Source organism: Actinomadura sp. ATCC 39365, from assembly GCF_054392275.1.
Window position 1 is genome coordinate 10,178,677 of record NZ_CP184335.1, and the last position, 24,090, is coordinate 10,202,766.

Annotated in this window: 20 protein-coding genes and 1 pseudogene; 10 read left to right on the plus strand and 11 right to left on the minus strand. The window is 70.6% G+C overall.

The window, feature by feature from the left end; translation table 11 throughout:
• The first annotated feature begins 52 nt into the window (after positions 1–52).
• Entirely contained in the window at positions 53–1,441 is a 1,389-nt protein-coding gene (locus tag ACNF49_RS48590) for a hypothetical protein (RefSeq protein WP_482941942.1), read from the plus strand.
• Positions 1,442–2,063: 622 nt separating this feature from the next.
• On the opposite strand, the pseudogene ffh reads toward ACNF49_RS48590, so the two are convergent.
• From ffh to ACNF49_RS48615, 5 genes and pseudogenes are all read right to left on the minus strand, one after another.
• Positions 2,064–3,616: pseudogene (gene ffh, locus ACNF49_RS48595) on the minus strand (signal recognition particle protein).
• 56 nt (positions 3,617–3,672) lie between these two features.
• A complete protein-coding gene (locus ACNF49_RS48600) occupies positions 3,673–4,233 on the minus strand; it encodes a GTP-binding protein (RefSeq protein ID WP_352350493.1) in 561 nt (186 codons plus the stop codon).
• A 7-nt stretch (positions 4,234–4,240) separates the two neighbouring features.
• Positions 4,241–4,633 (minus strand): DUF742 domain-containing protein, encoded by a 393-nt coding sequence (locus ACNF49_RS48605; RefSeq protein ID WP_352350303.1) that lies wholly within the window; start codon positions 4,631–4,633, stop codon positions 4,241–4,243.
• A 5-nt stretch (positions 4,634–4,638) separates the two neighbouring features.
• Positions 4,639–5,061 (minus strand): roadblock/LC7 domain-containing protein, encoded by a 423-nt coding sequence (locus ACNF49_RS48610; protein ID WP_020546542.1) that lies wholly within the window; start codon positions 5,059–5,061, stop codon positions 4,639–4,641.
• Positions 5,058–7,943: a sensor histidine kinase gene (locus ACNF49_RS48615; RefSeq protein ID WP_482941943.1), complete on the minus strand. Its 2,886-nt coding sequence runs from the start codon at positions 7,941–7,943 to the stop codon at positions 5,058–5,060. The genes ACNF49_RS48610 and ACNF49_RS48615 overlap by 4 nt, the downstream gene beginning before the upstream one ends.
• A gap of 389 nt (positions 7,944–8,332) precedes the next feature.
• On the opposite strand from ACNF49_RS48615, the gene ACNF49_RS48620 reads away from it, so the two are divergent.
• The 4 genes from ACNF49_RS48620 to ACNF49_RS48635 are packed head-to-tail and all read left to right on the plus strand — an operon-like array spanning position 8,333 to position 11,904.
• Positions 8,333–9,319 (plus strand): ABC transporter substrate-binding protein, encoded by a 987-nt coding sequence (locus tag ACNF49_RS48620; protein WP_357971202.1) that lies wholly within the window; start codon positions 8,333–8,335, stop codon positions 9,317–9,319.
• Complete coding sequence (locus ACNF49_RS48625) at positions 9,319–10,095, plus strand: ABC transporter permease (protein WP_357995429.1); 777 nt, start codon at positions 9,319–9,321, stop codon at positions 10,093–10,095. Before ACNF49_RS48620 ends, ACNF49_RS48625 begins: the two co-directional genes overlap by 1 nt.
• Positions 10,092–10,883, plus strand: coding sequence for an ABC transporter permease (locus tag ACNF49_RS48630; RefSeq protein WP_357971200.1), 792 nt, complete (start codon positions 10,092–10,094; stop codon positions 10,881–10,883). The genes ACNF49_RS48625 and ACNF49_RS48630 overlap by 4 nt, the downstream gene beginning before the upstream one ends.
• Before the next feature lie 16 nt (positions 10,884–10,899).
• Positions 10,900–11,904 carry a methyltransferase gene (locus tag ACNF49_RS48635; protein ID WP_482941944.1) on the plus strand — a complete coding sequence of 335 codons (1,005 nt, stop codon included), beginning with the start codon at positions 10,900–10,902 and terminating at the stop codon, positions 11,902–11,904.
• Positions 11,905–11,929: 25 nt separating this feature from the next.
• On the opposite strand, the gene ACNF49_RS48640 is transcribed toward ACNF49_RS48635, so the two are convergent.
• The 4 genes from ACNF49_RS48640 to ACNF49_RS48655 all read right to left on the minus strand — a co-directional run bounded on the left by ACNF49_RS48640 (position 11,930) and on the right by ACNF49_RS48655 (position 16,142).
• Positions 11,930–12,496 carry a GTP-binding protein gene (locus ACNF49_RS48640; RefSeq protein WP_357971198.1) on the minus strand — a complete coding sequence of 189 codons (567 nt, stop codon included), beginning with the start codon at positions 12,494–12,496 and terminating at the stop codon, positions 11,930–11,932.
• Between the two features lie 7 nt (positions 12,497–12,503).
• Positions 12,504–12,851 (minus strand): DUF742 domain-containing protein, encoded by a 348-nt coding sequence (locus ACNF49_RS48645; protein ID WP_125632598.1) that lies wholly within the window; start codon positions 12,849–12,851, stop codon positions 12,504–12,506.
• 71 nt (positions 12,852–12,922) lie between these two features.
• On the minus strand, positions 12,923–13,273 hold the full coding sequence (locus ACNF49_RS48650; RefSeq protein ID WP_482941945.1) for a roadblock/LC7 domain-containing protein: 351 nt from the start codon (positions 13,271–13,273) through the stop codon (positions 12,923–12,925).
• Complete coding sequence (locus tag ACNF49_RS48655) at positions 13,206–16,142, minus strand: sensor histidine kinase (protein ID WP_482941946.1); 2,937 nt, start codon at positions 16,140–16,142, stop codon at positions 13,206–13,208. Before ACNF49_RS48655 ends, ACNF49_RS48650 begins: the two co-directional genes overlap by 68 nt.
• 780 nt (positions 16,143–16,922) lie before the next feature.
• Here ACNF49_RS48655 and ACNF49_RS48660 point away from each other — a divergent pair.
• The 3 genes from ACNF49_RS48660 to ACNF49_RS48670 are packed head-to-tail and all read left to right on the plus strand — an operon-like array spanning position 16,923 to position 19,440.
• A complete protein-coding gene (locus ACNF49_RS48660) occupies positions 16,923–17,798 on the plus strand; it encodes an ABC transporter substrate-binding protein (RefSeq protein ID WP_357971196.1) in 876 nt (291 codons plus the stop codon).
• Positions 17,795–18,613: an ABC transporter permease gene (locus ACNF49_RS48665; protein ID WP_482941947.1), complete on the plus strand. Its 819-nt coding sequence runs from the start codon at positions 17,795–17,797 to the stop codon at positions 18,611–18,613. Before ACNF49_RS48660 ends, ACNF49_RS48665 begins: the two co-directional genes overlap by 4 nt.
• A complete protein-coding gene (locus ACNF49_RS48670) occupies positions 18,610–19,440 on the plus strand; it encodes an ABC transporter permease (RefSeq protein ID WP_482941948.1) in 831 nt (276 codons plus the stop codon). The genes ACNF49_RS48665 and ACNF49_RS48670 overlap by 4 nt, the downstream gene beginning before the upstream one ends.
• Here the strand turns inward: ACNF49_RS48670 and ACNF49_RS48675 are convergent.
• On the minus strand, positions 19,427–19,861 hold the full coding sequence (locus ACNF49_RS48675; RefSeq protein WP_357971193.1) for a pyridoxamine 5'-phosphate oxidase family protein: 435 nt from the start codon (positions 19,859–19,861) through the stop codon (positions 19,427–19,429). The two genes, ACNF49_RS48670 and ACNF49_RS48675, sit on opposite strands and share 14 nt — an antisense overlap.
• An 82-nt stretch (positions 19,862–19,943) precedes the next feature.
• Here ACNF49_RS48675 and ACNF49_RS48680 point away from each other — a divergent pair, with 82 nt between their 5' ends.
• Positions 19,944–21,236, plus strand: coding sequence for a flavin-dependent oxidoreductase (locus tag ACNF49_RS48680; protein ID WP_482941949.1), 1,293 nt, complete (start codon positions 19,944–19,946; stop codon positions 21,234–21,236).
• Positions 21,237–21,341: 105 nt separating this feature from the next.
• Positions 21,342–22,115, plus strand: coding sequence for an ABC transporter ATP-binding protein (locus tag ACNF49_RS48685; protein WP_357971191.1), 774 nt, complete (start codon positions 21,342–21,344; stop codon positions 22,113–22,115).
• A gap of 18 nt (positions 22,116–22,133) precedes the next feature.
• Here ACNF49_RS48685 and ACNF49_RS48690 read toward each other — a convergent pair whose 3' ends face one another.
• Positions 22,134–24,056 (minus strand): SpoIIE family protein phosphatase, encoded by a 1,923-nt coding sequence (locus tag ACNF49_RS48690; protein WP_482941950.1) that lies wholly within the window; start codon positions 24,054–24,056, stop codon positions 22,134–22,136.
• Positions 24,057–24,090: the final 34 nt, after the last annotated feature.

Genomic DNA, 24,090 nt, shown 5'->3' on the forward strand with positions numbered 1-24,090 from the left:
GGGCCGCGTGTCACCTCGCCCGACTTGATCAACTTCCCTGCGGAATGGGTGGGTGACCACCACGACCAATCCGCTGTTCACGCGCGCGCGGCTGCTCACCGCCGGCGCGTCCGTCCTGCTCACCGGCGCCTTGTTCGGGCTTACGGCCACCGCCGCGGCGGGCGAGTTCGCCAATGCCAACGGTATCGGCCTGACCATCACCGAAATCCCGGAACTGGGCCAGCCAGGCTTCTCCGGCATTTGGGGCACGGCGTCCGTCGGGCCCGACCCCGGCACCGACACCGGCGACTGGAGCGACCCCGACGGGGTCACCGAGTTCGCCGACCTGGCCAACCAACAACTCCAGGCCGACGGCCTCGACGCGCCGGACGTCTGGGAGGCCAGCGCCCAACTGGTCGTCAACACCCTTCAGCTCAACTCGGACGCGTCCGAGCCGCTGCTGGTCACGGGCAACGTGGAGACGCACGCGCGGTGCACGCCGCCGGCTCCGGCGATGTCGTCCGTACAGGCGGCGCCGGGGACCATCACGGTGCTCGGCGTGCCCGTGGCGCAGGGGACCACGGAGGTGCCCGCGACGGGCGCGCAGCTCGGGTATCCCGGCGTGTACGACGGGATCCTGACGGTGGTCAGGACCGACAACGCCACGACGAACGACGCGACCTCCGCCGAGGCGGACATGACGATCTCGATCTCGGCCCTCCTGCGGGACGCCGAGGGGAACGTCGTCTACGAGGGGCCGCTCACGGAGGTCACCATCGGCCGGGTGGAAGTCAACTGCGTCCCCAACCAACCCACCCCGACACCCACGATCACGCCCACCGTGACCCCCACCCCCACCCCCACGCCGACGCCCACACCGACCCCGACGGTGACCCCGACACCCACGATCACGCCCACCGTGACCCCCACCCCCACGCCGACGCCCACGCCCACGCCCACGCCGACGCCGACCCCGACACCCACGGTCACGCCCACTGTGACGCCCACGCCTACCGTGACACCGACACCCACCGTGACACCGACGCCCACCGTGACACCGACGCCCACGGTCACGCCCACACCAACGGTGACGCCGACGCCTACCGTGACGCCCACACCGACGGTGACGCCGACGCCGATTCCGCCGCCCATCCCGACTCCGACGCCCACGCCGAGCCCGACGCCCACGCATGACTGCACTCACAGGCCACACAAGCCGCACAACCCGCACGAGAGCTACTGGCCCCCTTGCGGGTGGCCGCACAACCCGCACCACCACGGCGACCCCAGCGGTCATCAATGGCCCGCCGACCACGGCGGCGAGTTCGGCCCGGCGCCCGAGGACGCCTGGCTGACCCAGAAGTCGCCGCTCACCGGCCTGCCGATGTGGATGCCCGCAACGGCCGCCTCAGGGTGGCTCCTCATGGATCCCGCTCTGCAGTGGATGCTCCTCTGCCGTTAGAGCGTGCTGAACGGCCTCAGACCCGCGCGCCCGGTGACCGACCATGGTCCCGGGCGCACACCCGTTCGGGCGAACACGAACGCGCCCGAGGACGGCGACGCAGCCCCGACGCACGATCCGCCGTCATGAAGCCGACGCGAGAAGGACCGGCACGAAAACGCCGGCGCATGAAGAGCCGACGCAAGAACGGCCGGCGCATGAGGGGCCGGCGCATGAGGGGCCGGCGCATGAGGGGCCGGCGCGAAGACCGTCAGCACCAAACCCGCCGGCACAGGACCACCGGTGCAGGGGCCACCGACGCAAGGGCCGCCGGTGCAGGGGCCCATCGGTGCAGGCGCGCCTGGGTGCCCAGGCCTTCCGGTGCGGGGCGAGGCCCCGACGTGGCCCGCGCACAGGACACGGTTCCGCGTCGCGCGACGGACAGGCGCACGGCGAACAGACACCGACAGGCACGCACGCGACAAACAGTCACGTGACAAGCACGCGCCCGACAAGCAGGCGCCACAGACAGACGCCGCAGGCAGAGCAGACGGACCGGGCAGGCAGACAGGCAGGGCAGGGCGGACGGATCGGGCAGGCAGGGGCGGGCGGTGCCAGGTGGGGTGCCCGCCCCGGTCGGCTGTTACTGCCCGGGCAGCTTCAGCTTCGACGGGTCGAAGCCCGGCGGCAGTTCGAGGCCCGGCGGCAGCTTGCCACCCAGGTTCCCCAGCACTCCCCCGGCCTTGGGCGCACCGCCCTCGCCGTCGGGCGACGGGGACGCCGACTTCTCCAGACCCGCCTTGCGCGGGTCGCCGCTGACGCGCCGCCCCTTCTTGGCCTTCTTCTGCGCCTTGGACGCCTTCCCGCGCCCCCGGGCATGCCCGGCAGCCCCATGCCCCCGGCCACCCGCTTCATCATCTTCTGCGCCTCGAAGAAGCGCGTGACGAGGTTGCTCACCGCGCTGACCGTGACGCCGGAGCCGGCGGCGATGCGGGCGCGGCGGGAGCCGTTGATAATCTTCGGGTCCTGCCGCTCGCCGGGCGTCATCGAGCGGATGATGGCGGCGATGCGGTCGAGGTCGCGGTCGTCGATGGAGTTGAGCTGGTCGCGCATCTGCCCCATGCCGGGCATCATGCCGAGCAGGTTCTTGATGGGGCCCATCTTCTGGACCATCATCATCTGCTCGAGGAAGTCGTCGAGCGTGAAGTTCTCGCCCGAGGTGAGCTTGCCCGCCATCTTGGCGGCCTGCTCCTCGTCGAACGTCTTCTGCGCCTGCTCGATCAGGGTGAGGATGTCACCCATGTCGAGGATGCGGGAGGCCATCCGGTCGGGGTGGAAGGCGTCGAAGTCTTCCAGCTTCTCGCCCGTGGAGGCGAACATGATCGGGCGGCCGGTGATGTGCCGCACCGACAGCGCGGCGCCGCCGCGGGCGTCGCCGTCGAGCTTGGTCAGCACGACGCCGTCGAAGCCGACGCCGTCCATGAACGCCTGGGCCGTGGTGACGGCGTCCTGACCGATCATGGCGTCGACCACGAACAGGACCTCGTCGGGGCGGACCGCGTCGCGGATGTCGGCGGCCTGCTTCATCATCTCCTGGTCGATGCCCAGGCGACCGGCGGTGTCGATGATGACGATGTCGTGGTTGAGGCGCCTGGCCTCGTCGATCGAGCGGCGGGCGACGTCGACCGGGTCGCCGACGCCGCTGCCCGGCTCGGGCGCGAACACGGCGACCTGGGCGCGCTCGCCCACGACCTGGAGCTGCTGCACGGCGTTGGGCCGCTGGAGGTCGGCGGCGACCAGCATGGGCGCGTGGCCCTGCTCGCGCAGCCACCGGGCCAGCTTGCCGGCCAGGGTGGTCTTACCGGCACCCTGGAGACCCGCGAGCATGACGACGGTCGGCGCGGTCTTGGCGAAGCGGAGCCTGCGGGTCTCGCCGCCGAGGATCTCGATCAGCTCGTCATTGACGATCTTGACGACCTGCTGCGCCGGGTTGAGCGCCTGGGAGACCTCGGCGCCGCGGGCGCGCTCCTTGACCTGGGCGACGAACGCCTTGACCACCGGGAGCGCGACATCGGCCTCGAGCAGGGCGATGCGGATCTCGCGGGCGGTGGCGTCGATGTCGGCGTCGGACAGCCGACCCTTGGATCGGAGGGAGGAGAAGACCGATGTCAGCCGGTCGGAAAGCGTCTCGAACACGTGGTTGGCCAGTCCTCGAAGCGAATGTACGTCAAGACTTCAGCCTATCCGCTCTCCTAGCCGCTCCAGCCTGGCACAGCCATCCGGACGGTCAACGCGTGCTCGACGAGGTTGATCAGAGCGCTTTTGACCGAGTCCTTCTGGCGGGCGTCGAGGCGCACCAGCGGGATGTGGGGGGCCAGCGTGAGGGCGTCGCGGACCTCGGCGTCGCTGTGGGCGTACGTGCCGTCCCAGCCGTTGATCCCCACGATGAACGGGAGTTGCGCCTCCTCGAAATAGTCGATCGCGGGGAAGCTGTCGGCCAGGCGGCGGGTGTCGACCAGGACGACCGCGCCGATGGCGCCGCGGACCAGGTCGTCCCACATGAACCAGAACCGGTGCTGTCCGGGCGTGCCGAACAGGTACAGGATCAGGTCGCGGTCGAGCGAGACGCGGCCGAAGTCCATCGCGACGGTCGTGGTCGACTTCAGCGGCGTCATGCCCAGGTCGTCGATGCCCGCGGAGGCGTCGGTCATGACGGCCTCCGTCGTGAGCGGCATGATCTCCGAGACCGCGCCGACGAACGTCGTCTTGCCCACGCCGAAGCCGCCGGCCACCACGATCTTCGTCGAGGTCAGACCGGGGCTAGAGCCTGCGAAGTCCACTGAGCACCCTTTCCAGCAGGTTGACGTCCGGCCTACCCGCATCCAGCTGCGGCTGATGCACCCGCACCAGGCCCTCGGCCGCCATGTCAGCGATCAGAACACGCACCACACCGAGCGGGATCCGCAGCAGCGCCGACACCTCGGCGACCGACCGCACCTGACGGCAGAGCTGGCTGATCGCCTTGTACTCCGGCGTGATGTGGGAGAACTCCCGGTGTTCGGCCGTAGCCGACGAGACCAGGGCCTCCATGGCCAGCTTGACCTTGGGCGCGGTACGTCCGCCCGTCACCGCGTACGGGCGCACCGGCGAGGCCGGGTCCGAGCTGACCGGCGGCTGGGGCTCCCAACCGCCGCTGTTCCAGGAATCCGTCACCTACATCACCTGGTCTGGCTGGCGCGCAGCTCCGCGCGCACCGCCGGGGTCAGCACCTGACCGGCGCGATCCACCATCAAGGTCATCTGGTACGCCACCAGCCCCATGTCACAGTCCGGAGCCGCCAGGACCGCCAGACACGAGCCGTCGCTGATCGACATGATCAGCATCAGCCCCCGCTGCATCTCCACGATCGTCTGGTTGACCGCACCACCCTCGAACACCCTGGCCGCACCCTGCGTGAGACTCACCAGTCCCGACGCGATGGCAGCCAGCTGATCAGCCCGGTCAGCCGGAAAACCCGACGACGCCGCGAGCGGCAACCCGTCGGATGACACGACCACCGCGTGCGCGACCCCCGGGACGGTACTGACGAAGTCGGTGATCAACCAGTCGACTCCGCGTGCCGCGTGGCTCAGGTCATTCACGCGCCCTCCTCCCTACTGTCGTTCCTAGGACCGGATTGGTATGTCCTGCCCTCGCTGATGTCGTCACGCGCTGCTCGGAAGCCCTGCTGGAAGCTCGACAACCTGCTGCGCACCCGGTCCGGCGAGACCGACGGCATGGGAGCCACGCCCTTGGGCGCGGACGCCGTGTCCGCCGATCCGGGCACCAGGTTGGCCTTGGGCACCCGCTTGGGCAGCCCGGCCGCCGTCGAGCCGTCGCGTACGGGCTCCACCACGGACGCCGCCGCGTTCCAGCCGGCGTCGGCCTTGGCCGAGCCCCAGGTGGCGCTCGGCTCGCCCTGGTCGAACCAGGCCGACTCCACCGCGGCGAATATCGGCAGGTACTCGTCCCCGCCGGAGGCGGAGCTTGACGACGGGGATCGGGCCGGTCGCCGCCGACTCGGTCTCGGGGTAGTCGTACGGGGACGCGGACGGCGTCTCCTGCGGCGGAGCCGACCAGGGGCGGGGCTCCTCGGGGGCAGGCCGCGCTGCGGCGGCGCGTGCTCCCCGGTGACCGGCCCGCGCGAGGACACCCAGACGTCGGACGACGAGTCCGGCAGCCAGTCGGAGCCGGTGTTCGTCGACTCCGTCGAGGGCCACTGCGGCATCGCGGACGGCATGGAGGACGACATCGAGGACGGCAGCGAGCTCGGCACCGACGGCCACGACCCGCCGGCCGGCTCGGACGGGTACGACGGGTAGGACGGGTGCCCGGGGGCGAGCCCGAAGCCCGACGCGCTGGGCCACTGCTGGGCCCCGGCGGCGGGCTGGGAGGCGGCGAAGGCGTCCTCGCGGGAGGTCGTGGCGGCGGTGTTGCCGCCCGCGCCGGCGACCGCGACGGGCTGCGCGCCGAGCAGCGTCTCGGGGATGAGGACCATGGCGGTCAGGCCACCGGAGCCGTGCGGGCGCAGCTGCACCCTGATGCCGTGCCGGTGGGCCAGCCTGGCGACCACGAACAGGCCCATGCGGCGGGAGACCGACACGTCCACGGTGGGGGCGTCGGTCAGGCGCTCGTTGGCCTGGACCAGTTCGTCGCCGGTCATGCCGATGCCGGAGTCGCTGATGGAGAGCATGATCCCGCCGCCGTCGATCCTGCTGCCGGAGACGGGGACGCGGGTCTCGCGCGGGGAGAACGACAGCGCGTTCTCGATGAGCTCGGCCAGCAGGTGGATGACGTCGTTGACGGCCTGGCCGGCGATGGAGACGCCCTCGGGGACCTCCAGGACGACGCGCTCGTAGTTCTCGACCTCCGACAGGGAGGCGCGGGCGACGTCGACCAGCTTGACCGGCTGGCTCCAGCGCCGCGGCGGGTCCTGACCGGCCAGCACCAGCAGGTTCTCACTGTTGCGCCGCATACGCGTGGCCAGATGGTCCAGCTTGAACAGGTTGCCGAGCCGCTGCTCGTCCTGCTCACCCTGCTCCAGACCGTCGATCAGGGTGATCTGCCGCTCCACCAGCGTCTGACTGCGCCGCGACAGGTTCACGAACATCGCGTTGACGTTCGAGCGGAGCCTGGACTCCTCACCGGCCAGCCGGACGGCTTCGCGGTGGACCTCGTCGAAGGCGCGGGCGACTTCACCGATCTCGTCCTTGGAGTTGACCTCGATCGGCGGGACCTGGAGCTGTTCCGGGCTGACGTCGGTGTTGCGCAGCTGCCTGACCAGGTCGGGCAGCGTCTGGCCGGCGATCTTCAGGGCGTCCGAGCGCAGGCGGCGCAGCGGGCGTACCAGCGAGCCGGCCATCAGGGCGGTGATCGCGAGCACCAGGACGAGCAGACCCACCACGACGCCGATGTTGATCGCGGCGAGCTGCCGGTCGCTGCTGGCGATGTCGGCGCTTCGGGTGGCGATCTGCTCCGACAGCGACTTCTGCACGGTGTGCAGGCGCTCGACGGTCTCGGTGATGGACTGGAACCACTGGTCGGTGTCGTCCGTGGTCGAGGTGTCGAGCCGGCGCAGTGACTGGTTGGCGTTGTGCAGCAGCACCGCGCGGCTGGCGTAGAACTCGGCGCGGCCGATCTTCAGGCTGGCGACGGTGTTGTCGTAGAACTGGCGCTGCGCGGGCGTGGCGACGGCGCGGAAGGAGTCGCGCTCGCTGCTGCGGCGGGAGCGGGCGTCGAGGAAGGCGTTGTACTCCGGCTCCTCGAACGAGCCTCTGATCAGGGCGCTGGTCAGCAGGCCGCGCTGCTTGGAGGCCTCCTCCTCGGCGCGGGCGACGGCGCGCAGGGCCGCGCTGGTGGCGATGATCTCCTCGTCCGTGGAGCCCTGGCCGAGCTCGTCGTAGAGCTGCAGCAGCTCGGCGATGACCTCGGAGTACTTCTCGCTGGTGGGCAGCGGGCCGAGCTTGGTCTCGGCGACGGCCTTGCGCATCGTGGGGATCTGGCCGAGCCGGATCCGGATGTGGTCGAGGGACTTCCTGCCGAGGTCGGACAGCGCCGTTTCGGACTTCTTGCCCGCCTCCAGGGTGCCGGCGATGCGCTTGTCGACGATCTCGTGCTGGCTCTTCAACCGCTGCTCGTCGGAGGATCCGCGGTTGGTGGCGACGTGGCGGGTGGCCAGGTCGCGTTCGAGCCCGAGGTCGCGGGAGAGCTCGCCGAGCTGTGCGACCAGGGTCCCCACGCTGCTGATGTCCTGGTACTGCTGGGCGCTGCTGATCGACGTCGTGACCCGCAGGGCGCCGAGGACGACGGCTACGAGCGTGGGAATGGCGATGAGGGCGATGAGGCGGGTACGCACGCGCCAGTTGCGCAGGGCGAACGGGCTGCCCGCCTTGGGCGGGTGGGCCTGCTGCACCTCGCCGTCCGCGGCCTTTTCCGGGGCGTCCGGAGCCCTGCCACGACCGGAGCCGGTCGTTGTTGTCCTCACTGGTGGCAACCTCTCGCCATGGCCTGCTTCAGGGGGAATCAGCGGCTTCGTCACGCGGACGAGTGATCGCAGGCAAGTTCGAGGCCCAATTTGAGCACAAACCTCATACTTAGGCCAACGTTTCGGTGGTTTTCAACCGTTCCACATCGCACTCCCTTCACGTCGCATGCCACCGCACACGGAGCGCAACCACCGTCCCAATACGGACAAATCACCACTAAACGTACTTAATCTCTAGATTTACATCTATAACGCTGATTTGTCATATTTTCGCGATAAACCTACATATACGCGGCATAGCGCTGTAGATCCGAAGACGGCTCCGGTACGCTTCACGCCCGGCATCCCGTGCCGATCTCCGGAACTTCCCCCTGGTAGGAGAACCCCCCATGACACGCACTATGCGCGGTCACGCCATTGTCGTCGGCGTGGCTCTGGCGCTCACCCTTGCCGGCTGCGGCGGAGGCGGCGGCGAGACCGCGAAGAGCTCGGCCAACAGCAAGGGCCTGGAGAAGACCACCATCAAGGTCGGCGCCCTCCCCGTGCCCGACGTTGTGTCGGTCTATCTTGCCAACGAGAAGGGCTTCTTCAAGGAAGAGGGACTGACCGTCGAGCCGGTCACCATCACCGGCGGCGCGGCGGCGTTGCCGCAGATCGAGAGCGGCGCGCTCGACATCTCCCAGACCAACTACGTCTCGACCTTCCTCGCGGTGAGCAAGGGCAAGAAGATCAAGCTGGTCGCGGACATGTACCAGGCCGCGCCGAACACGTTCAACATCATGGTGCCCAAGGACTCCCCCATCAAGACGGTGGCGGACCTGAAGGGCAAGACGGTCTACGTCAACAACGTCAAGAACATCGCCACCCTGGCCGTGGAGACGCAGCTCAAGGTCGCCGGTCTGGCCGAGACCGACGTCAAGTTCATGGAGAAGCCGTTCCCGGAACAGGGCAACGCGATCAACACCGGGCAGGCGGACGCGGGCTGGATGACCGAGCCCTTCATCACCGCCAACCAGAGCGCCTTCGGCTTCCGCAAGCTCGCCGACACCATGACCGGCCAGACGGAGGACTTCCCCATCGCCGGCTGGATGGCCACCGAGGACTGGGTGCAGAAGTACCCGAAGACGCTGGCCGCCTTCCAGCGGGCCATCGCCAAGGCGCAGCAGCTCGCCTCCAGTGACCGCAAGGTCATCGAGGAGACGCTGCCGAAGTACACCAAGATCGACGCCAAGACGGCCTCGGTGATCACGCTCGGCACGTACCCGAGCGAGCTGAACGAGAACCGGCTGCAGAAGGTCGCCGACCTGATGCTGGAGTACAAGTACCTCACCAGCCCGGTCGACGTGAAGTCGGTCATCGCCGCCCCTGCCAGCTGATGAACACCGCGCGTCTGCTCCGCGGCGCCGCCGGCGCCGCGGGGTTCCTCATCGCCGGTGAGCTGGTCATCCGCTTCGCGCTGAGCGACGGCGTGATCTTCCCGGCGCCCTCCGTCATCCTGTACGAAGCCGTGCGCCTGCTCGCCGACCCGGTGTTCGTGGACGGCCTGGTCACCACCCTCACCAACTGGGCGCTCGGCCTGCTCGCCGCCATCGTCGTGGCCGTGCCGCTGGGCGTGCTGCTGGGGGCGGTGCCGCCGGTGGAGCGGGCGATCCGGCCGCTGCTGGAGTTCATGCGCCCGATCCCCTCGGTGGCGATCATCCCGCTGGCGATCCTGCTGATCCCGGTGGACGGCCTGATGAAGGTCTCGGTCATCGTGTACGCGTCCATGTGGCCGATCCTGATCAACACCCTGTACGGCATGCAGGACGTGGACCCGCTGGCCAAGGAGTCGCTGCGCAGCTTCGGCTTCGGCCGCCTGGCCGTGCTGGCCCGGGTCAGCCTGCCGAGCGCCGCGCCCTTCGTCGCGACCGGCATCAGGATCGCGGCCGGCATCGCGCTCGTGCTCGCTGTGAGCGCCGAGCTGCTGGCCGGCGGCACGGCCGGGATCGGCGTCTACACGATCCAGGCGGGCAGCGGCAACCGGATGGACCTGATCATGGCGGCGACGTTCTGGGCCGGGGCGTTCGGGGTGTTCGCGAACCTCGTCCTGCTGGCCGGCGAGCGGCGGCTGTTCCGCTGGCACCGCGTCCGGATGGGAGCGTCGGAATCGTGAGGCGGCTGTCGAGGCTGTGGGTGGTGCCGGTCGTGCTGGTCGTCTGGGAGCTGCTCGGGCGGCTCATCGACGACAGCGACTTCCCGCCGCCGCTCACCATCGTCACCAGCATGTACCAGATGTGGTTCTCCGGGCCCGTCTCCCATCTCTTCCTCACCGAAGAGGCGATCGGCAACATCCTGCCCAGCCTCGGCCGCATGTTCAGCGGCTGGATCCTGGCCTCGCTGCTCGGGGTGCTGCTCGGCGTGGCGCTCGGCCGTTCCAAGGCGGCCACCGACTACGTGGACGCGCTGTTCGAGTTCGGCCGGGCGATCCCGCCGCCGCTGCTGCTGCCGCTGTTCGTCGCGCTGTTCGCGCGCACCGAGTACGCGCAGCTCAGCATGCAGCTCGCCACGATCGTGTTCGGCGTGATCTGGCCGGTGCTGCTCAACACGATCGAGGGCGTCCGGGCCGTGGACCGCACCTACACCGAGACCGCCACCGTGTTCGGCCTGTCCAAGGCACAGCGCCTGCGCGTGGTCGTGCTCCCCGCCGCCTCGCCGAAGATCTTCGCCGGGCTGCGGCTGAGCCTGTCGCTGGCGCTGATCCTCATGGTGATCTCGGAGCTGTTCGGCAGCACGGACGGCATCGGCTACCAGCTCCTGCAGGCCCAGCGCAGCTTCGACGGGCCCGGTGTGTGGGCCGCGATCGCCCTGCTCGGCATCCTCGGCTACCTGGTGAACTCGCTGTTCGTGCTGGCCGAGCGCCGCCTGCTGGTGTGGCACCGGCAGGCCAACCGCAACGTCTGACTTCTGGAAGGACCCCATGCCCCACTCGGATGACCTCCTTTGGGGGGCCGTGGCCGACATCTCGCGCTTCGCCGCTCTGCTGACCATGGCGGAGCTCGGCCTGGCCGACCATCTCGCCCACGGTCCGCTCAGCACCACCGACCTGGCCGCCCGCTGCGAGGCCGACGCCCCCAGGCTGCGCCGCGTGCTGCGCGAGCTGGCCGGGATGGGCGTCGTCCGCGGCGCCGGGCCGGACATCTACGACCTGACCGAGCGCGGCACGGCGCTGCGGTCGGACGTGCCCGACTCGGTGCGCTCGTCGATCCGGATGCTCGGCGAGGAGGGCTTCTGGCACGCCATGGGCAACCTGCCCGCGACCGTCCGCGGCGGCGGCTCGGCCTTCGCCGCCCGCTACGGCCACCTGTACGAGTACCTGGCGGCCAACCCGGGAGCGGGCAAGCTGTTCGACGACTACATGACCGCCCGCGCGATCCCCTTCACCGAGGGCCTGGCCAAGCGGTACGACTTCCCGGCCACCGCGACCATGGTGGACGTGGCCGGCGGCAAGGGCCACATCCTGGCCACGGTCCTGCACGCCAACCCGGACATGCGCGGCATCCTGTTCGACCTGGAGCACGTGGCGGACCGGGCCAGGGAGCTGCTGGCCGCCGAGGGGCTGGGTGCGCGGAGCGAGGTCGTCACCGGCGACTTCTTCACCGAGGTCCCGGCCGGCGGCGACGTCTACCTGCTGGCCAGCGTCCTGCACAACTGGGACGACGAGGACGCGGTCACCATCCTGCGCAACGTCCGCCGGGCGATGAACCCTGGCGGCCGCGTCCTGGTGCTGGAGGTGGTGCTGCCCGACGACGAGGCGCCGCACCTGGGCAAGGACATCGACATGCGGATGCTGGCGATCTTCGACGGCGGCGCCGAGCGCAGCCGGGAGCAGTACACGGCACTGCTCGACCGGGCGGACCTGCGCCTGGCCGAGGTCGTCGAGCTGGGCGCGGGAGCCAGCCTCATCGAGGCCCGGCCCCGCTGAGCGCGAGGGGCGGCGGCGCGCCGGATCAGCTGCCGCCGCTCCAGCCCGGCACCGCCATCCTGATCGACAGGGCGTGCTCGACCAGGTGGATCAGCGCGCTCTTGACCGAGTCCTTGGAGCGCGCGTCCAGCCGGACGAGCGGGATGTGGGGGGCCAGCGTGAGGGCGTCGCGGACCTCGGCGTCGCTGTGCGGGTACTGGCCGTCCCAGCCGTTGACACCCACCACGAACGGCAGTTGCGCCTCCTCGAAGTAGTCGAGCGCGGGAAAGCTGTCGGCCAGGCGGCGGGTGTCCACCAGCACGACCGCGCCGATCGCGCCGCGCACCAGGTCGTCCCACATGAACCAGAACCGGTGCTGGCCCGGCGTGCCGAACAGATAGAGGATCAGGTCACGGTCGAGCGAGACGCGGCCGAAGTCCATCGCGACGGTCGTCGTCGACTTCAGCGGCGTCATGCCCAGGTCGTCGATCCCCGCGGAGGCGTCGGTCATCACCGCCTCGGTGGTCAACGGCATGATCTCCGAGACCGCGCCGACGAACGTCGTCTTGCCCACGCCGAAGCCGCCGGCCACCACGATCTTCGTTGAAGTCAAGCCGGGGCTAGAGCCTGCGAAGTCCACTGAGCACCCTTTCGAGCAGATTAACGTCCGGCCTGCCGGCGTCCAGCTGTGGCTGATGCACGCGGACCAGGCCCTCGGCCGCCATGTCGGCGATCAGAACACGCACCACGCCCAGCGGGATCCGCAGCAGCGCCGACACCTCGGCCACGGACCGGACCTGCCTGCACAGCTGGCTGATCGCCTGGTACTCCGGCGTGATGTGGGAGAACTCCCGGTGCTCGGCGGTCGCCGACGACACCAGGGCCTCCATCGCCAGCTTGACCCTGGGCGCCGTCCGCCCACCCGTCACCGCGTACGGGCGGACGGGTGAGGCGGGGTCGGGCTGCAGCTGCGACTGGGGCTGTGGCTTGGGCGGAGGCGCCCAGCCGCCGCTGTTCCATCTCTGGTCCGTCACCTACATCACCTGGTCTGGCTGGCGCGCAGCTCGGCCCGCACCGCCGGGGTCAGCACCTGACCGGCGCGATCCACCATCAAGGTCATCTGGTACGCCACCAGCCCCATGTCACAGTCCGGAGCCGCCAGGACCGCCAGACACGAGCCGTCGCTGATCGACATGATCAGCATCAGCCCCCGCTGCATCTCCACGATCGTCTGGTTGACCGCACCACCCTCGAACACCCTGGCCGCACCCTGCGTCAGGCTCACCAGCCCCGACGCGATCGCAGCCAGCTGGTCAGCCCGGTCAGCCGGAAAACCCGACGAGGCCGCAAGCGGCAACCCGTCGGACGAGACGACCACCGCATGTGCCACACCGGGGACCGTGCTGACGAAGTCGGTGATCAACCAGTCGACTCCGCGCGCCGCGTGGCTCAGGTCGTTCATGCGCCCTCCTCTCTTTCACTGTTGTGGGGTTCACCGTTGTAGGAGCCGCGAGGGCCCGGCTGGAACGCCTTGCCCTCGGTGATGTCGTCGCGGGCCGCCCGGAAGCCCTGCTGGAAGCTGGACAACCTGTTCCGCACCCGGTCCGGCGAGACCGAGGGCATCGGGGACACGCCCTTGGGCGAGGCGGCGGTGTCGGCCGAGCCCGGCACCAGGTTCGCCTTGGGCACCCGTTTGGGCAGGCCGGCCGCGGTCGTGCCGTCGCGGGCCGGTTCGGCCACCGCCTCGGCCGCGCTCCAGCCGGCGTCGGCCTTCGTCGAGCCCCAGCCGCCCTCGTTACGCCCGAACCAGGCCGACTCGACGGCGGCGAAGATCGGCAGGTAGTCGTCCCCGGCGGAGGCGGGCGGCACGGGCGGGATCGGGCCGGTGGCCGCCGACTCGGTCTCGGGGAAGTCGGGCCGCCGGCGCTGGAGGCCGTCCTGCTTCCAGGGGGCGGCGGCTCGGCCGCTGGACGCTTGGGCAGCCCGCGATCGCCGTTGTTGCGCGGCGGCGACCAGATGTCGTGGCTGTCGAAGCCGCCGCCGTGCGGGTCGGAGGGCCAGCCGTCGGACGGCCACTGCGGCCAGTTGCCCCCCGCCTCCGGGTTCGACGGGTACGACGGGTGCGCGGGGCCCATCTGGTAGGTGGGCCGCGGCCAGTCCTGTCCGGCGGCCGGCGGCGCCTGCGGCCAGTCGGCCGCCGGCGTGAGCGGCGTCTGCGGCCAGTCGGCTCCCGGCGCGGGCGGCGCGGGCGGCCAGTCGGCCCCGGCGGAGGCGGCGGCGGGCCAGTCGGCCTCGGGAGGAGCCGAGACCGGCGGCCAGTCGGTGGCCGGGGGCGCCGCGTGCGGCCCCACGTACGGCTCGCTGCCGGACGTGCTCTCGGCCGCCGCCGGCTGCATGCCCCCGAACCCGGGCGGCTGCGTGCCGAGCATGTTCTCCGGGACGAGCACCATGGCGGTCAGCCCGCCCGAGCTGTGCGGGCGCAGCTGCACCCTGATGCCGTGCCGGTGGGCCAGCCTGGCGACCACGAACAGGCCCATCCGCCGCGAGACCGACACGTCGACGCTGGGCGAGTCGGTGAGGCGGTCGTTGGCCTGGGCCAGCTCCTCGGGCGTCATGCCGATGCCGGAGTCGGTGATCGACAACATCACGCCGCCGCCGTCGATCCTGCTGCCCGACACCGCCACCCTGGTCTCGCGCGGCGAGAACGACAGCGCGTTCTCCACCAGCTCGGCCAGCAGGTGGATGACGTCGTTGACGGCCTGGCCGGCGACCGACACGCCGTCGGGCACCTGGAGCACGACGCGCTCGTAGCTCTCGACCTCCGACAGGGAGGCGCGGGCGACGTCGACCATCTTGACCGGCTGGCTCCAGCGCCGCGGCGGATCCTGACCGGCCAGCACCAGCAGGTTCTCACTGTTGCGCCGCATACGCGTGGCCAGATGGTCCAGCTTGAACAGGTTGCCGAGCCGCTGCTCGTCCTGCTCACCCTGCTCCAGACCGTCGATCAGGGTGATCTGCCGCTCCACCAGCGTCTGACTGCGCCGCGACAGGTTCACGAACATCGCGTTGACGTTCGAGCGCAGCCGCGCCTCCTCACCGGCCAGCCGCACCGCCTCGCGGTGGACCTCGTCGAAGGCGCGGGCCACCTCGCCGATCTCGTCGTGGGTGTCCACCCCGATCGGCGGGACGGGCCCGACCTTGCCGTCCCCCGCCTCGCGGAGCTGCCGCACGGTCTCCGGCAGGCGTTTGCCGGCGATGTCCAGGGCCTCGCCGCGCAGCCTGCGCAGCGGCCTGATGAGCGAGCGGGCGATGAAGGTGATGATGATCAGCACCACGATCAGCAGGATCATGATGAGCACGCCGGAGATCAGCGCCGACCGGTTGGCCGCCTCCTCCAGGGCACGGGCCCGCAGGATGACCGAGGAGGCCAGCGACTTCTCCACGCTGCGCAGGGCGTCGATCTTGCCCGTGCTGACGTCGAACCAGGTGCCGACGTCCTTGTCCGGACGTACGCCGATGCTCAGGGGTTTGGCCTCGACGGACTGGGCCATGGCGCGCAGCCGGAACAGGTCGGTCTGGTCGACGTCCCTGCCCACCACGGTGTCGCGGTAGAGCTCCAGCTGGTCGAGGCTGGCGAGGGTGGCGAACAGGGTCTCCTCGCTCTCCTCGCGCGCCTTGGCGTCGGAGAGCGCGTCGAGCTCGCCGCTGTCGAAGCTCTTCTTGTCCAGGGCGCTGGCCAGGATGCCGCGCTGTTTGGACGCCTGCTCCTTCGCGCGCGCGATGGCCGCCATGGAGCTGGCGCTGTGGGAGATGTCGTCGTCCACCGCGACCTGTCCCACCTGGTCGTGGAACTGCAGGAGGGTGGCGATGATCTGGGAGTACTTCTGGATCATCGGCAGGGGCTGGATCTTGCCCTTGACGGCGGTGTCGCGCAGGGTCTGGATCTCCTCCAGGCGGCGCAGCACCGGGCGTACGGAGTCGGCGTGGGTGTCGGTGAGGGCGCCGGCCCGCACCTTGGCCTCGTCGATGAGGTTGTCGACCCCGCTGTAGGTGGTGCGGAGCTGGGCCGCGCGGCTCTCCGGACGGCCTTGGGCGATGTAGAGAGCGGTCTCGTCCCGTTCGAAGGCCAGTTCGTGCGTGACGGCGCCGAGCTGCTCGCTGAGCTCGGCCACCTCTCTGAGTGTCTGGTAGGTGTTGGCGTCCCTGAGGGAGGTGATCACGTTCAGCCCGCCCAGACCCACCGCGACAGCCGTGGGCACGACGATCAACGCAACGAGGCGCGATCGTACGTGCCAATTGCCCAATCCGAACCTGTTAGAAGCAGGTTTGGGCAGCCGTCGCTTCTGGTGCCCGTGCGGCTCGCGGTCAGCGGAAGCTTCAGCGCTCTGCGTTCTCACTTGCCTCGCAACCTCTCGCCCCGGAGGGGAATTCTCGAAGACCATGCAGGTAAATGCACGTGGGGCAATATGTACAATCGAGATGAGGGCCATTTGAGCACAGGTGCCGGTCAGGACCAACCACCTATAGTGCTCCTCTGAGGCATATATCCCGGATTGTCCAAAAATTGTGACAAAATTGGTAGACCGCCGTTTACCTGCAAAAACGGGCAGCCGAAACGTGTTCCGCAAGCCCCCTTCCGCCCGCGGAACGATCCAGGTCAGCTAGTCCCACCAGTAACAGATGCCCCGGTCGCCACCCTCTTTCCCAAAACGGACAAAGACATCTCACGCCTCTATTTACGATAGAGCGGCAAACGGACATTGCAACCACAAGAGTCATTTTCTTGATAATGACTGCCAATGTGGTGCTACGGTCGTTTCCTGCTTGTTCGTCAGGCACTCAGCCCCGGGGGCAGTTCAGCCACCCGGTCCCCCCGGCTCCACGTCTTGAAGGGAGTCCCTGACATGAGGCTTGGCCGCTCCGCCAAGGCCGCCATCATCGGGTTCGCTGTGACTTTAGGCGCCGTAGCGTGCAGCACCGGCGGCTCAACCACCGCCAGCGCACCACCCTCCGCCTCCGCGAACGGCGGCGGCGGCGCCTTGGAGAAGACGAAGCTCAAGATCGCCACCCTGCCCGCCATCGACAGTGCCGCCATCTACGTCGCCATCGACCAGAAGCTCTTCGAGCAGGAAGGGCTGGACGTCACCCCGCAGGTCGTCCAGGCCGCCCCCGAGGCGATCCCCATGCTGGTCAACGGCGAGATCGACGCCATGTTCGGCAACTACGTGTCGATGTTCCAGGCGCACGACAAGGGGGCGATCAAGATCCACGTGCTCGCCGAGGGCTCGCGGGCCGCCCCCGACTCGCTCAGCATCATGGCGCTGCCCAACTCCCCCATCAAGACGCCGAAGGACCTCGCGGGCAAGACGATCAACGTCAACGTCCTGCACAACTTCCAGGAGCTCGCACTCACCCAGGTGCTCAAGGCCAACAACATCGACCCCGGCACGATCAAGTACGTCCCCGTGACGTTCCAGAACATCATGGCCTCGTGGAAGAGCGGCCAGATCGACGCCGCCTACCTGGGCGAGCCGCAGGTCACCGCGGCGACCTCGTCGATGGGCGCGCGCAAGATCCTCGACCCGGCCTCCGGGCCGGCGGCGGAGTTCCCGATCTCGGGATACATCAGCACCCAGGACTGGTACGACAAGAACCCGAAGACGGCGGCGGCCTTCCAGCGGGCCATCCACAACGCGGCCAAGCTGATGGAGAACAACCGTGAGGTGGTGGCCAAGGTGCTGCCGAACTTCACGCAGATCGACGCGTCCACGGCGGCGACGGTCACCTTCCCCTACTTCTCCAGCTCCGACAACCCGGTGCGGCTGCAGCGGGTGGCCGACTGGATGTGGGAGGCCAAGTGGCTGGGCAAGGAGATCGACGTCAAGACGTTGATGTCGCCGACGACGTCGGGGTGAGCAGCACTGCCACGGGCGTCGTCCGCCGTCCGGCCGGCGCCGCCACGCGGTGGTCGCGCCGGGCGGCGGGGGCGGCCGGCTTCGCCGTCCTCGTCGAGCTGCTGAGCCGGTCGGGGCTGGTGGACGCCGAGGTGCTGCCGCCGGCCACGCGGATCGTCGGGCGCGGCGTGGCGCTGCTCGCCGATCCCGCCTTCCTGACCCACGCCCGCACCAGCCTGCTGGCCTGGGCCCTCGGGCTCGGCCTCGCGGTGCTGGTGGCGGTGCCGCTCGGCCTGCTGCTCGGCAGCGTGCCGGTGATCGACGCGGCCACCCGCTCGGTGGTGGAGTTCCTGCGGCCGATCCCGTCGGTGGCGCTGATCCCGCTGGTCGCCCTCGTGATCGGCACCGGCCTGCAACTCCGCGTCACGCTCGTGCTCTACGCCGCCGTGTGGCCCATCCTCTACAACACCATGTACGGCCTGCGCGGCGTCGACCCCGTCGCCAAGGAGACCCTGCGCTCCTACGGCTTCGGCCCGCTGTCGGTGCTGCTGCGCGTCAGCCTGCCGTCGGCGGCGCCGTTCATCACCACGGGCGTGCGGCTGGCGGCGTCCGTGGCGCTCATCCTGACCGTCAGCACCGAGATCGTGGCCGGGCGCGGGGAGGGCATCGGCGTGTTCATCTTCTTCGCCGGGATCGCGGTGCCGGCCAGGATGACCGACATCCTGGCCGGGGTGTTCTGGGTGGGGCTGTTCGGCGTGCTGGTCAACGCGCTGCTGGTGGCGGCCGAGCAGCGCGCCTTCCGCTGGCACCACGCCCGGCTGACGGAGGGGTCGTGACCGGGGCCGGGCGCGGGCCGTCGGCGCGCGACCGCACGCGCGGCACGGCGTTCCGGGTGGCCGTGCTGGTCGTGCTGGTCCTGGCCTGGGAGGCGGGCACGCGGCTGGCGGGCAGCTCGTTCTTCCCGCCGCCGACGACGATCGTGGCCCGGATGCACCAGATGTGGTTCTCCGGCCCGCCCGGCAGCCTGTTCCTGACCGGCGCGGCGGTGGACGACGTCCTGCCGAGCCTGGGCCGGATGGCGGGCGGGTTCGCGGGCGGTGCGGTGGCCGGGGTGGTGCTCGGGCTGGCGTTCGGGCTGTCGGCGCGGGTCTACGACTATCTCGACGGCGTGCTGCAGTTCCTGCGCGCGATCCCGCCGCCCGCGCTGGTCACCGTGTTCCTGGTGGTGTTCGGCTTCGGGCTGCGCATGCAGCTGGCGTTCATCATGTTCAGCGTCGTGTGGCCGGTGCTGCTCAACACCGCCGACGGCGCGCGGGCGGTCGATCCGCTGCACCTGGACACCGGGCGGGTGTTCCGGCTGTCGAGGACCGAACGCCTGCTGCGGGTCGTCCTGCCGTCGGCGCTGCCGAAGATGTTCGCCGGGCTGCGGCTGTCGCTGTCGTTGTCGCTGATCGTCATGGTCTTCGCCGAGCTGCTGCCGGGGGCCTCCAACGGCATCGGGTTCCAGCTCACCACCGCGTACTCCACGTTCGACCTGCCCGCGATGTGGGCCGGGATCGTGCTGCTGGGCGTGCTGGGCTACCTGCTCAACGAGCTGTTCCTGGTGGCCGAGCGGCGGGTGCTGGCCTGGCACCTCGGCGCGCAGCGGCTCACGGAGCAGTGAACGTGCCGGCGGCGACCGGGCGGCTGCGCGGCGGTTCGTAGGCGCCCGAGTCGATGCCCCACGACGCGACGGCCAGCGGCATGATCTCCACCCATACGGGCTCGTACCCGGGTTTCAGCCGTTCGCCGCCCTTGGCATGGACCCGCCCGACCCCCTGGACGAGGACGCCGCGCGGCCCGTCCTCGGTGAAGTCGTCCACGACGAGCGACACCTCGGGGTTGTCCCTGACGTCACGGCGGTACCGCCGCGGACGCACGCCGCCGGGCAGCAGGCGGGAGCCGACCGCGATCATGCCGCGGTCCGGCTGGAGATGGATGCGCACGGGCACGACGTGCGGCGTTCCCCCGGGCCCCGCCGTGGCGAGCCGCGCCAGGTCGTGCTCGAGCAGGTAGGCGAACTCCCCGTCACTGAATCCGCGCATCACACACCTCACACCCAGATAGGAACGAGGTTAGTGGGATAAGTCTGGTCTTCGGCCTGCAAAGGGCGAGAAACTTATCGTCATGTTCCCCGTCAGGGACACGTGGGACCGGATCGAGACCACTGGGGGCGACGTGAGGACGATGGTCGTGGGCGCCGGGATCGGCGGGCTCACCACCGCGCTCAGCCTGGCGGCGGCCGGGCTGGAGTGCGTGGTCGTGGAGGCGGCCGCCACGCTGAGGCCGCTCGGCGTCGGGATCAACCTGCAACCGCACGCCGTACGGGAGCTGACCGAGCTGGGGCTGGCCGGCGAGCTGGCCGCGCTGGGCGTGGAGACGACCTTCATGACCTTCGCCGACCGGCACGGCAACGTGATCCTGGCGCTGCCGCGCGGGCGCTCGGCCGGCTACCGCTGGCCGCAGTACAGCATCCACCGGGGCGAGCTGCAGATGGCGCTGCTGGCCGCGGTCGAGGAGCGGGCCGGCCCGGTGCGGACGGGCGTCCGCCTGGAGGGCTTCGAGCAGGACGGCGAGGAGGTCCTCGTCCGGCTCCGGCAGGGCGGCGAGCTCGTGGAGGAACGGGTTGACGTGCTCGTCGGCGCGGACGGCGTGCAGTCCACGGTACGGGCGCTGCTGCACCCGACGGGCGACCCGCTGCTGTGGTCGGGCATCAGGATGTGGCGCGGGGTGGCCGAGGCCGACCCCATCCTGGACGGCGCCACCGTGCTGGTGGGCGGCTCCAACCGCGCCGGGAAGTTCGTCACCTACCACGTCTCGGCCAGGAACCCCCGGCTGGTCAACTGGGTGGCCGAGGTCAAGGTGGCCGAGCCGGGCGTCGCCGCGGAGGCCGACTGGTCGCGCGCGGGCCGGCTGGAGGAGGTGGCCGCGCACTTCGCGGACTGGCGGTACCGGCCGGCCGACGTCCAGGGGTTGCTCGCGGCCTCCCCGCGCATCCTGGAGTACCCGATGGTGGACCGGGACCCGCTGCCCGTCTGGGGAGAGGGCCGGGTGACGTTGCTGGGCGACGCCGCGCACCCGATGTACCCGATCGGCTCGAACGGCGGCTCGCAGGCGGTGCTCGACGCGCGGGTGCTGGCCCGGTGCCTGGCGACGTCCGGCGACCCGGTCACGGCGCTCAAGGCGTACGAGGAGGAACGGCGTCCGCCCACGTCGGCGCTGGTGGTGGCGCATCGGGCGCTGCCCATCGAGGATACGATCGGGCTGGTGACCGAGCGCGCGCCCGACGGGTTCGCCGACATCGCCGACGTGCTGACGGAGGCCGAGCTGGCCGCCATGGCCGGGGCGCAGCGGCGCATCTCCGACGCCGACGTCCGGGCGCTGAACGAGCGGGAGTCGTGGAGCGTACGCATCCCATGACAGCCGTGAAGACTCAAGGGTAAGATCCGACACCGTAGAGCCATACCGACATTTCCGGCTTCCCGAGTCGGTCCTCCGCTCGCGGCCTCGCCCCCTAGGACATCCATGCTCGAGATAGAGAACCTCTCCCACGTGTACGGCGGCGGTGGCCCCAACGCTCACCACGCCATCGAAGGGCTGAACCTGAGCGTCGCCGCGGGCGAGCTGCTGTGCATCGTCGGGCCGTCGGGGGCCGGGAAGTCGACCCTGCTGCGATCCATCGCCGGGCTGATCAGGCCGACGGGCGGTGAGGTCAGGGTCGAGGGCGAGCTGGTGCGGCAGACCCCCGACAACCTGGCGGTGGTCTTCCAGGACTACAGCCGTTCGCTGTTCCCGTGGATGTCGGTGGCCGACAACGTGGCCCTGCCGCTGCGCCGCAGGGGCATGGACAAGCAGCAGCGCCGCGAGGCCGCCCAGGAGGCGCTGGAGTCGGTCGGGCTCCAGGGCGCCGAGAAGAAGTACCCGTTCCAGCTCTCGGGCGGCATGCAGCAGCGGGTGGCGATCGCGCGGGCGCTGGCCTACCGGCCCTCGCTCATGCTCATGGACGAGCCGTTCGGCTCGGTCGACGCCCAGACCCGCGAAGACCTGGAAGACCTCGTGCTCAAGGTGCGCGGCCACCACCAGATGACGATCGTGCTCATCACCCACGACATCGACGAGAGCGTCTACGTCGGCGACCGCGTCGTGGTGTTGTCGAAGGCGCCCGCACACGTGGTCGGCGACCTCAAGGTCGACCTGCCCGAGCCGCGCGACCAGATCACCACCCGCGAGCACCCCGACTTCGTGCACCTTCGCGCCGAGGTCGGCCGTCTGGTGCGCGGCCACGCCGCCACCGTCTGACGCGCGGGCGGGCCGGCCTCAGCCGCGGGTGCGGGCCACGAGCAGGGCGATGTCGTCCTCCGGCGGCCGGTCGCCGGTCATGGCCCTGATGACCGAGGTGCAGAAGTCGTCCAGCGTGGGGGCTGCGGACACGGCTGCGGTCAGCGCGGCGGCCAGGCGGTCGATGCCCGCCTCGATGTCGGCCTCGCGGGTCTCGATCAGGCCGTCGGTGTAGAGCGCGACCAGGCTGCCGGGCCCTAGTTCCAGGTCGAGCGGGCGGAAGTCGCCCAGGCCGAGGCCGATCGGGGTGCCGGTGGGCGGGCGCGGGAAGGTGACCGCGCCGTCGGGGGTGACGATCGCCGGAGGCGGGTGGCCGGCCGCCGCCATCGTGCAGCGCCGGGTGGCGGGGTCGTACACGGCGTACAGGCAGGTGGCGCCGGTGGGGTCGGGTGGCAGGCCGCCGGCGTCGGCGTCCTCCTCGGCCAGCCGGACGACCAGGGCGTCGAGGTGGGCGAGCAGCTCGTCCGGGGGCAGGCCCACGTAGGCGAGGGTGCGCACGGCGGTGCGCAGGCGTCCCATGGTGGCGGCGGCGTTGATGCCGTGCCCGGTCACGTCGCCGACGACCAGGGCGACCCGCCCGCCGGTCAGCGGGATCGCGTCGAACCAGTCGCCGCCGACCCCTTCGTGGACGTCGGCGGGCAGGTAGCGCGTGGCCAGGTCCACCGCGCCGCCGCCGGTCAGGTTCCGCGGCAGCAGGTCGCGCTGGAGCGCGAGCGCCGCACTGCGCTCGCGGGTGTAGCGCCACGCGTTGTCCAGGCTCAGCGCCGCCCGCGTGCCCAGCTCCTCGGCGAGCAGCAGGTCGTCCCTGGTGAACGGCTCCCGATTGTCGGTGCGGACGAACACCGCGACCCCCAGCACCTCTCCCCTGGCCGCCAGCGGAACGATGATCAGCGTGTGCATGCCGGTGGCGCGGATGACCCTGGCCCGCTCGGGATCCTGGTCCAGCCAGGTGCCGGGCGAGGTGTCCAGCACGGGCTCGAAGTGCGCCCGTCCCGACGTCAGGACCGCCGTGAACGGCGACGACGGCGGCACGAACACCGCCTGCCCGCGCGGCCAGAGCGACTCGGGCACGCCCTCGTGGATCGAGGCCACGCCCGCCCGGCGGAACACCGGCACGCTCACCGCCGTGGCGGCCAGCCGCTGCAACGGCACGGCGTCGGGCAGCACCGGCTCGGCCAGGTCCACGGTGACGTAGTCGGCCAGCGCCGGCACGGCCAGGTCGGCCAGCTCCTGGGCGGTCTTCCAGACGTCCAGCGTGCTGCCGACGCGTACGCTGGCCGCGCGCAGCAGGGCCAGGCGGTCGCGGGCGCGGCTGTCGCTGATGTCGATGGCGACGGAGTAGACGCCGAGCGGGCGGCCGTCCACGCCTTCGAGGCGGAACAGCGAGGTCGACTGGGTGCGTTCGACGTGCCGGTCGGGTGACGTCCAGCGCGCCTCGCGGTCCACCTGCGGGACGCCGTCGGCCAGCACCCTGCGCATCGCCTCCACGGCCGTGCGGGTGTCGGCGCCGGGCAGCGGATCGGTCAGCGCGCGGCCCACCTCGTAGTGGGGGAAGACCACGCGCAGGCGCCGGGCGGCCTCGTTCAGCCAGACGCAGCGCAGGTCGAGGTCCCAGATCGCCATGCCGACGGGCGTGCGGCTCATCAGCGACTCCAGCACCGGCCGGCCGCCGCCGCCGGCCACCGGCCGGACGGTCAGCAGCCAGGACGTCCGGCCGTCCGGGGCCCGCAGGGCTGATCGCGCGTCGTCCGGGGCGAGCAGCAGGCCGAGGCCGCGGCCGAGCACGTCGGGGGCCCGGTGGCCGAAGAGCTGCTGCGCCGCGCGGGTCCAGCCGACCACGATGCCCTCGGCGTCGGCCACCACGACCGCCGCGGGGTCCGCCTCGCTCTCAGGTGTGGACATGCCGTCATTCGTTCCCCACCCGAGGCCCGTCCAT

Coding starts and splice junctions, on each gene's coding strand:
- ACNF49_RS48620 (WP_357971202.1), top strand. CDS start 8,333: ATGACACGCACTATGCGCGGTCACGCCATTGTCGTCGGCGTGGCTCTG.
- ACNF49_RS48625 (WP_357995429.1), top strand. CDS start 9,319: ATGAACACCGCGCGTCTGCTCCGCGGCGCCGCCGGCGCCGCGGGGTTC.
- ACNF49_RS48635 (WP_482941944.1), top strand. CDS start 10,900: ATGCCCCACTCGGATGACCTCCTTTGGGGGGCCGTGGCCGACATCTCG.
- ACNF49_RS48675 (WP_357971193.1), bottom strand. CDS start 19,861: ATGCGCGGATTCAGTGACGGGGAGTTCGCCTACCTGCTCGAGCACGAC.
- ACNF49_RS48680 (WP_482941949.1), top strand. CDS start 19,944: ATGTTCCCCGTCAGGGACACGTGGGACCGGATCGAGACCACTGGGGGC.
- ACNF49_RS48685 (WP_357971191.1), top strand. CDS start 21,342: ATGCTCGAGATAGAGAACCTCTCCCACGTGTACGGCGGCGGTGGCCCC.
- ACNF49_RS48690 (WP_482941950.1), bottom strand. CDS start 24,056: ATGTCCACACCTGAGAGCGAGGCGGACCCCGCGGCGGTCGTGGTGGCC.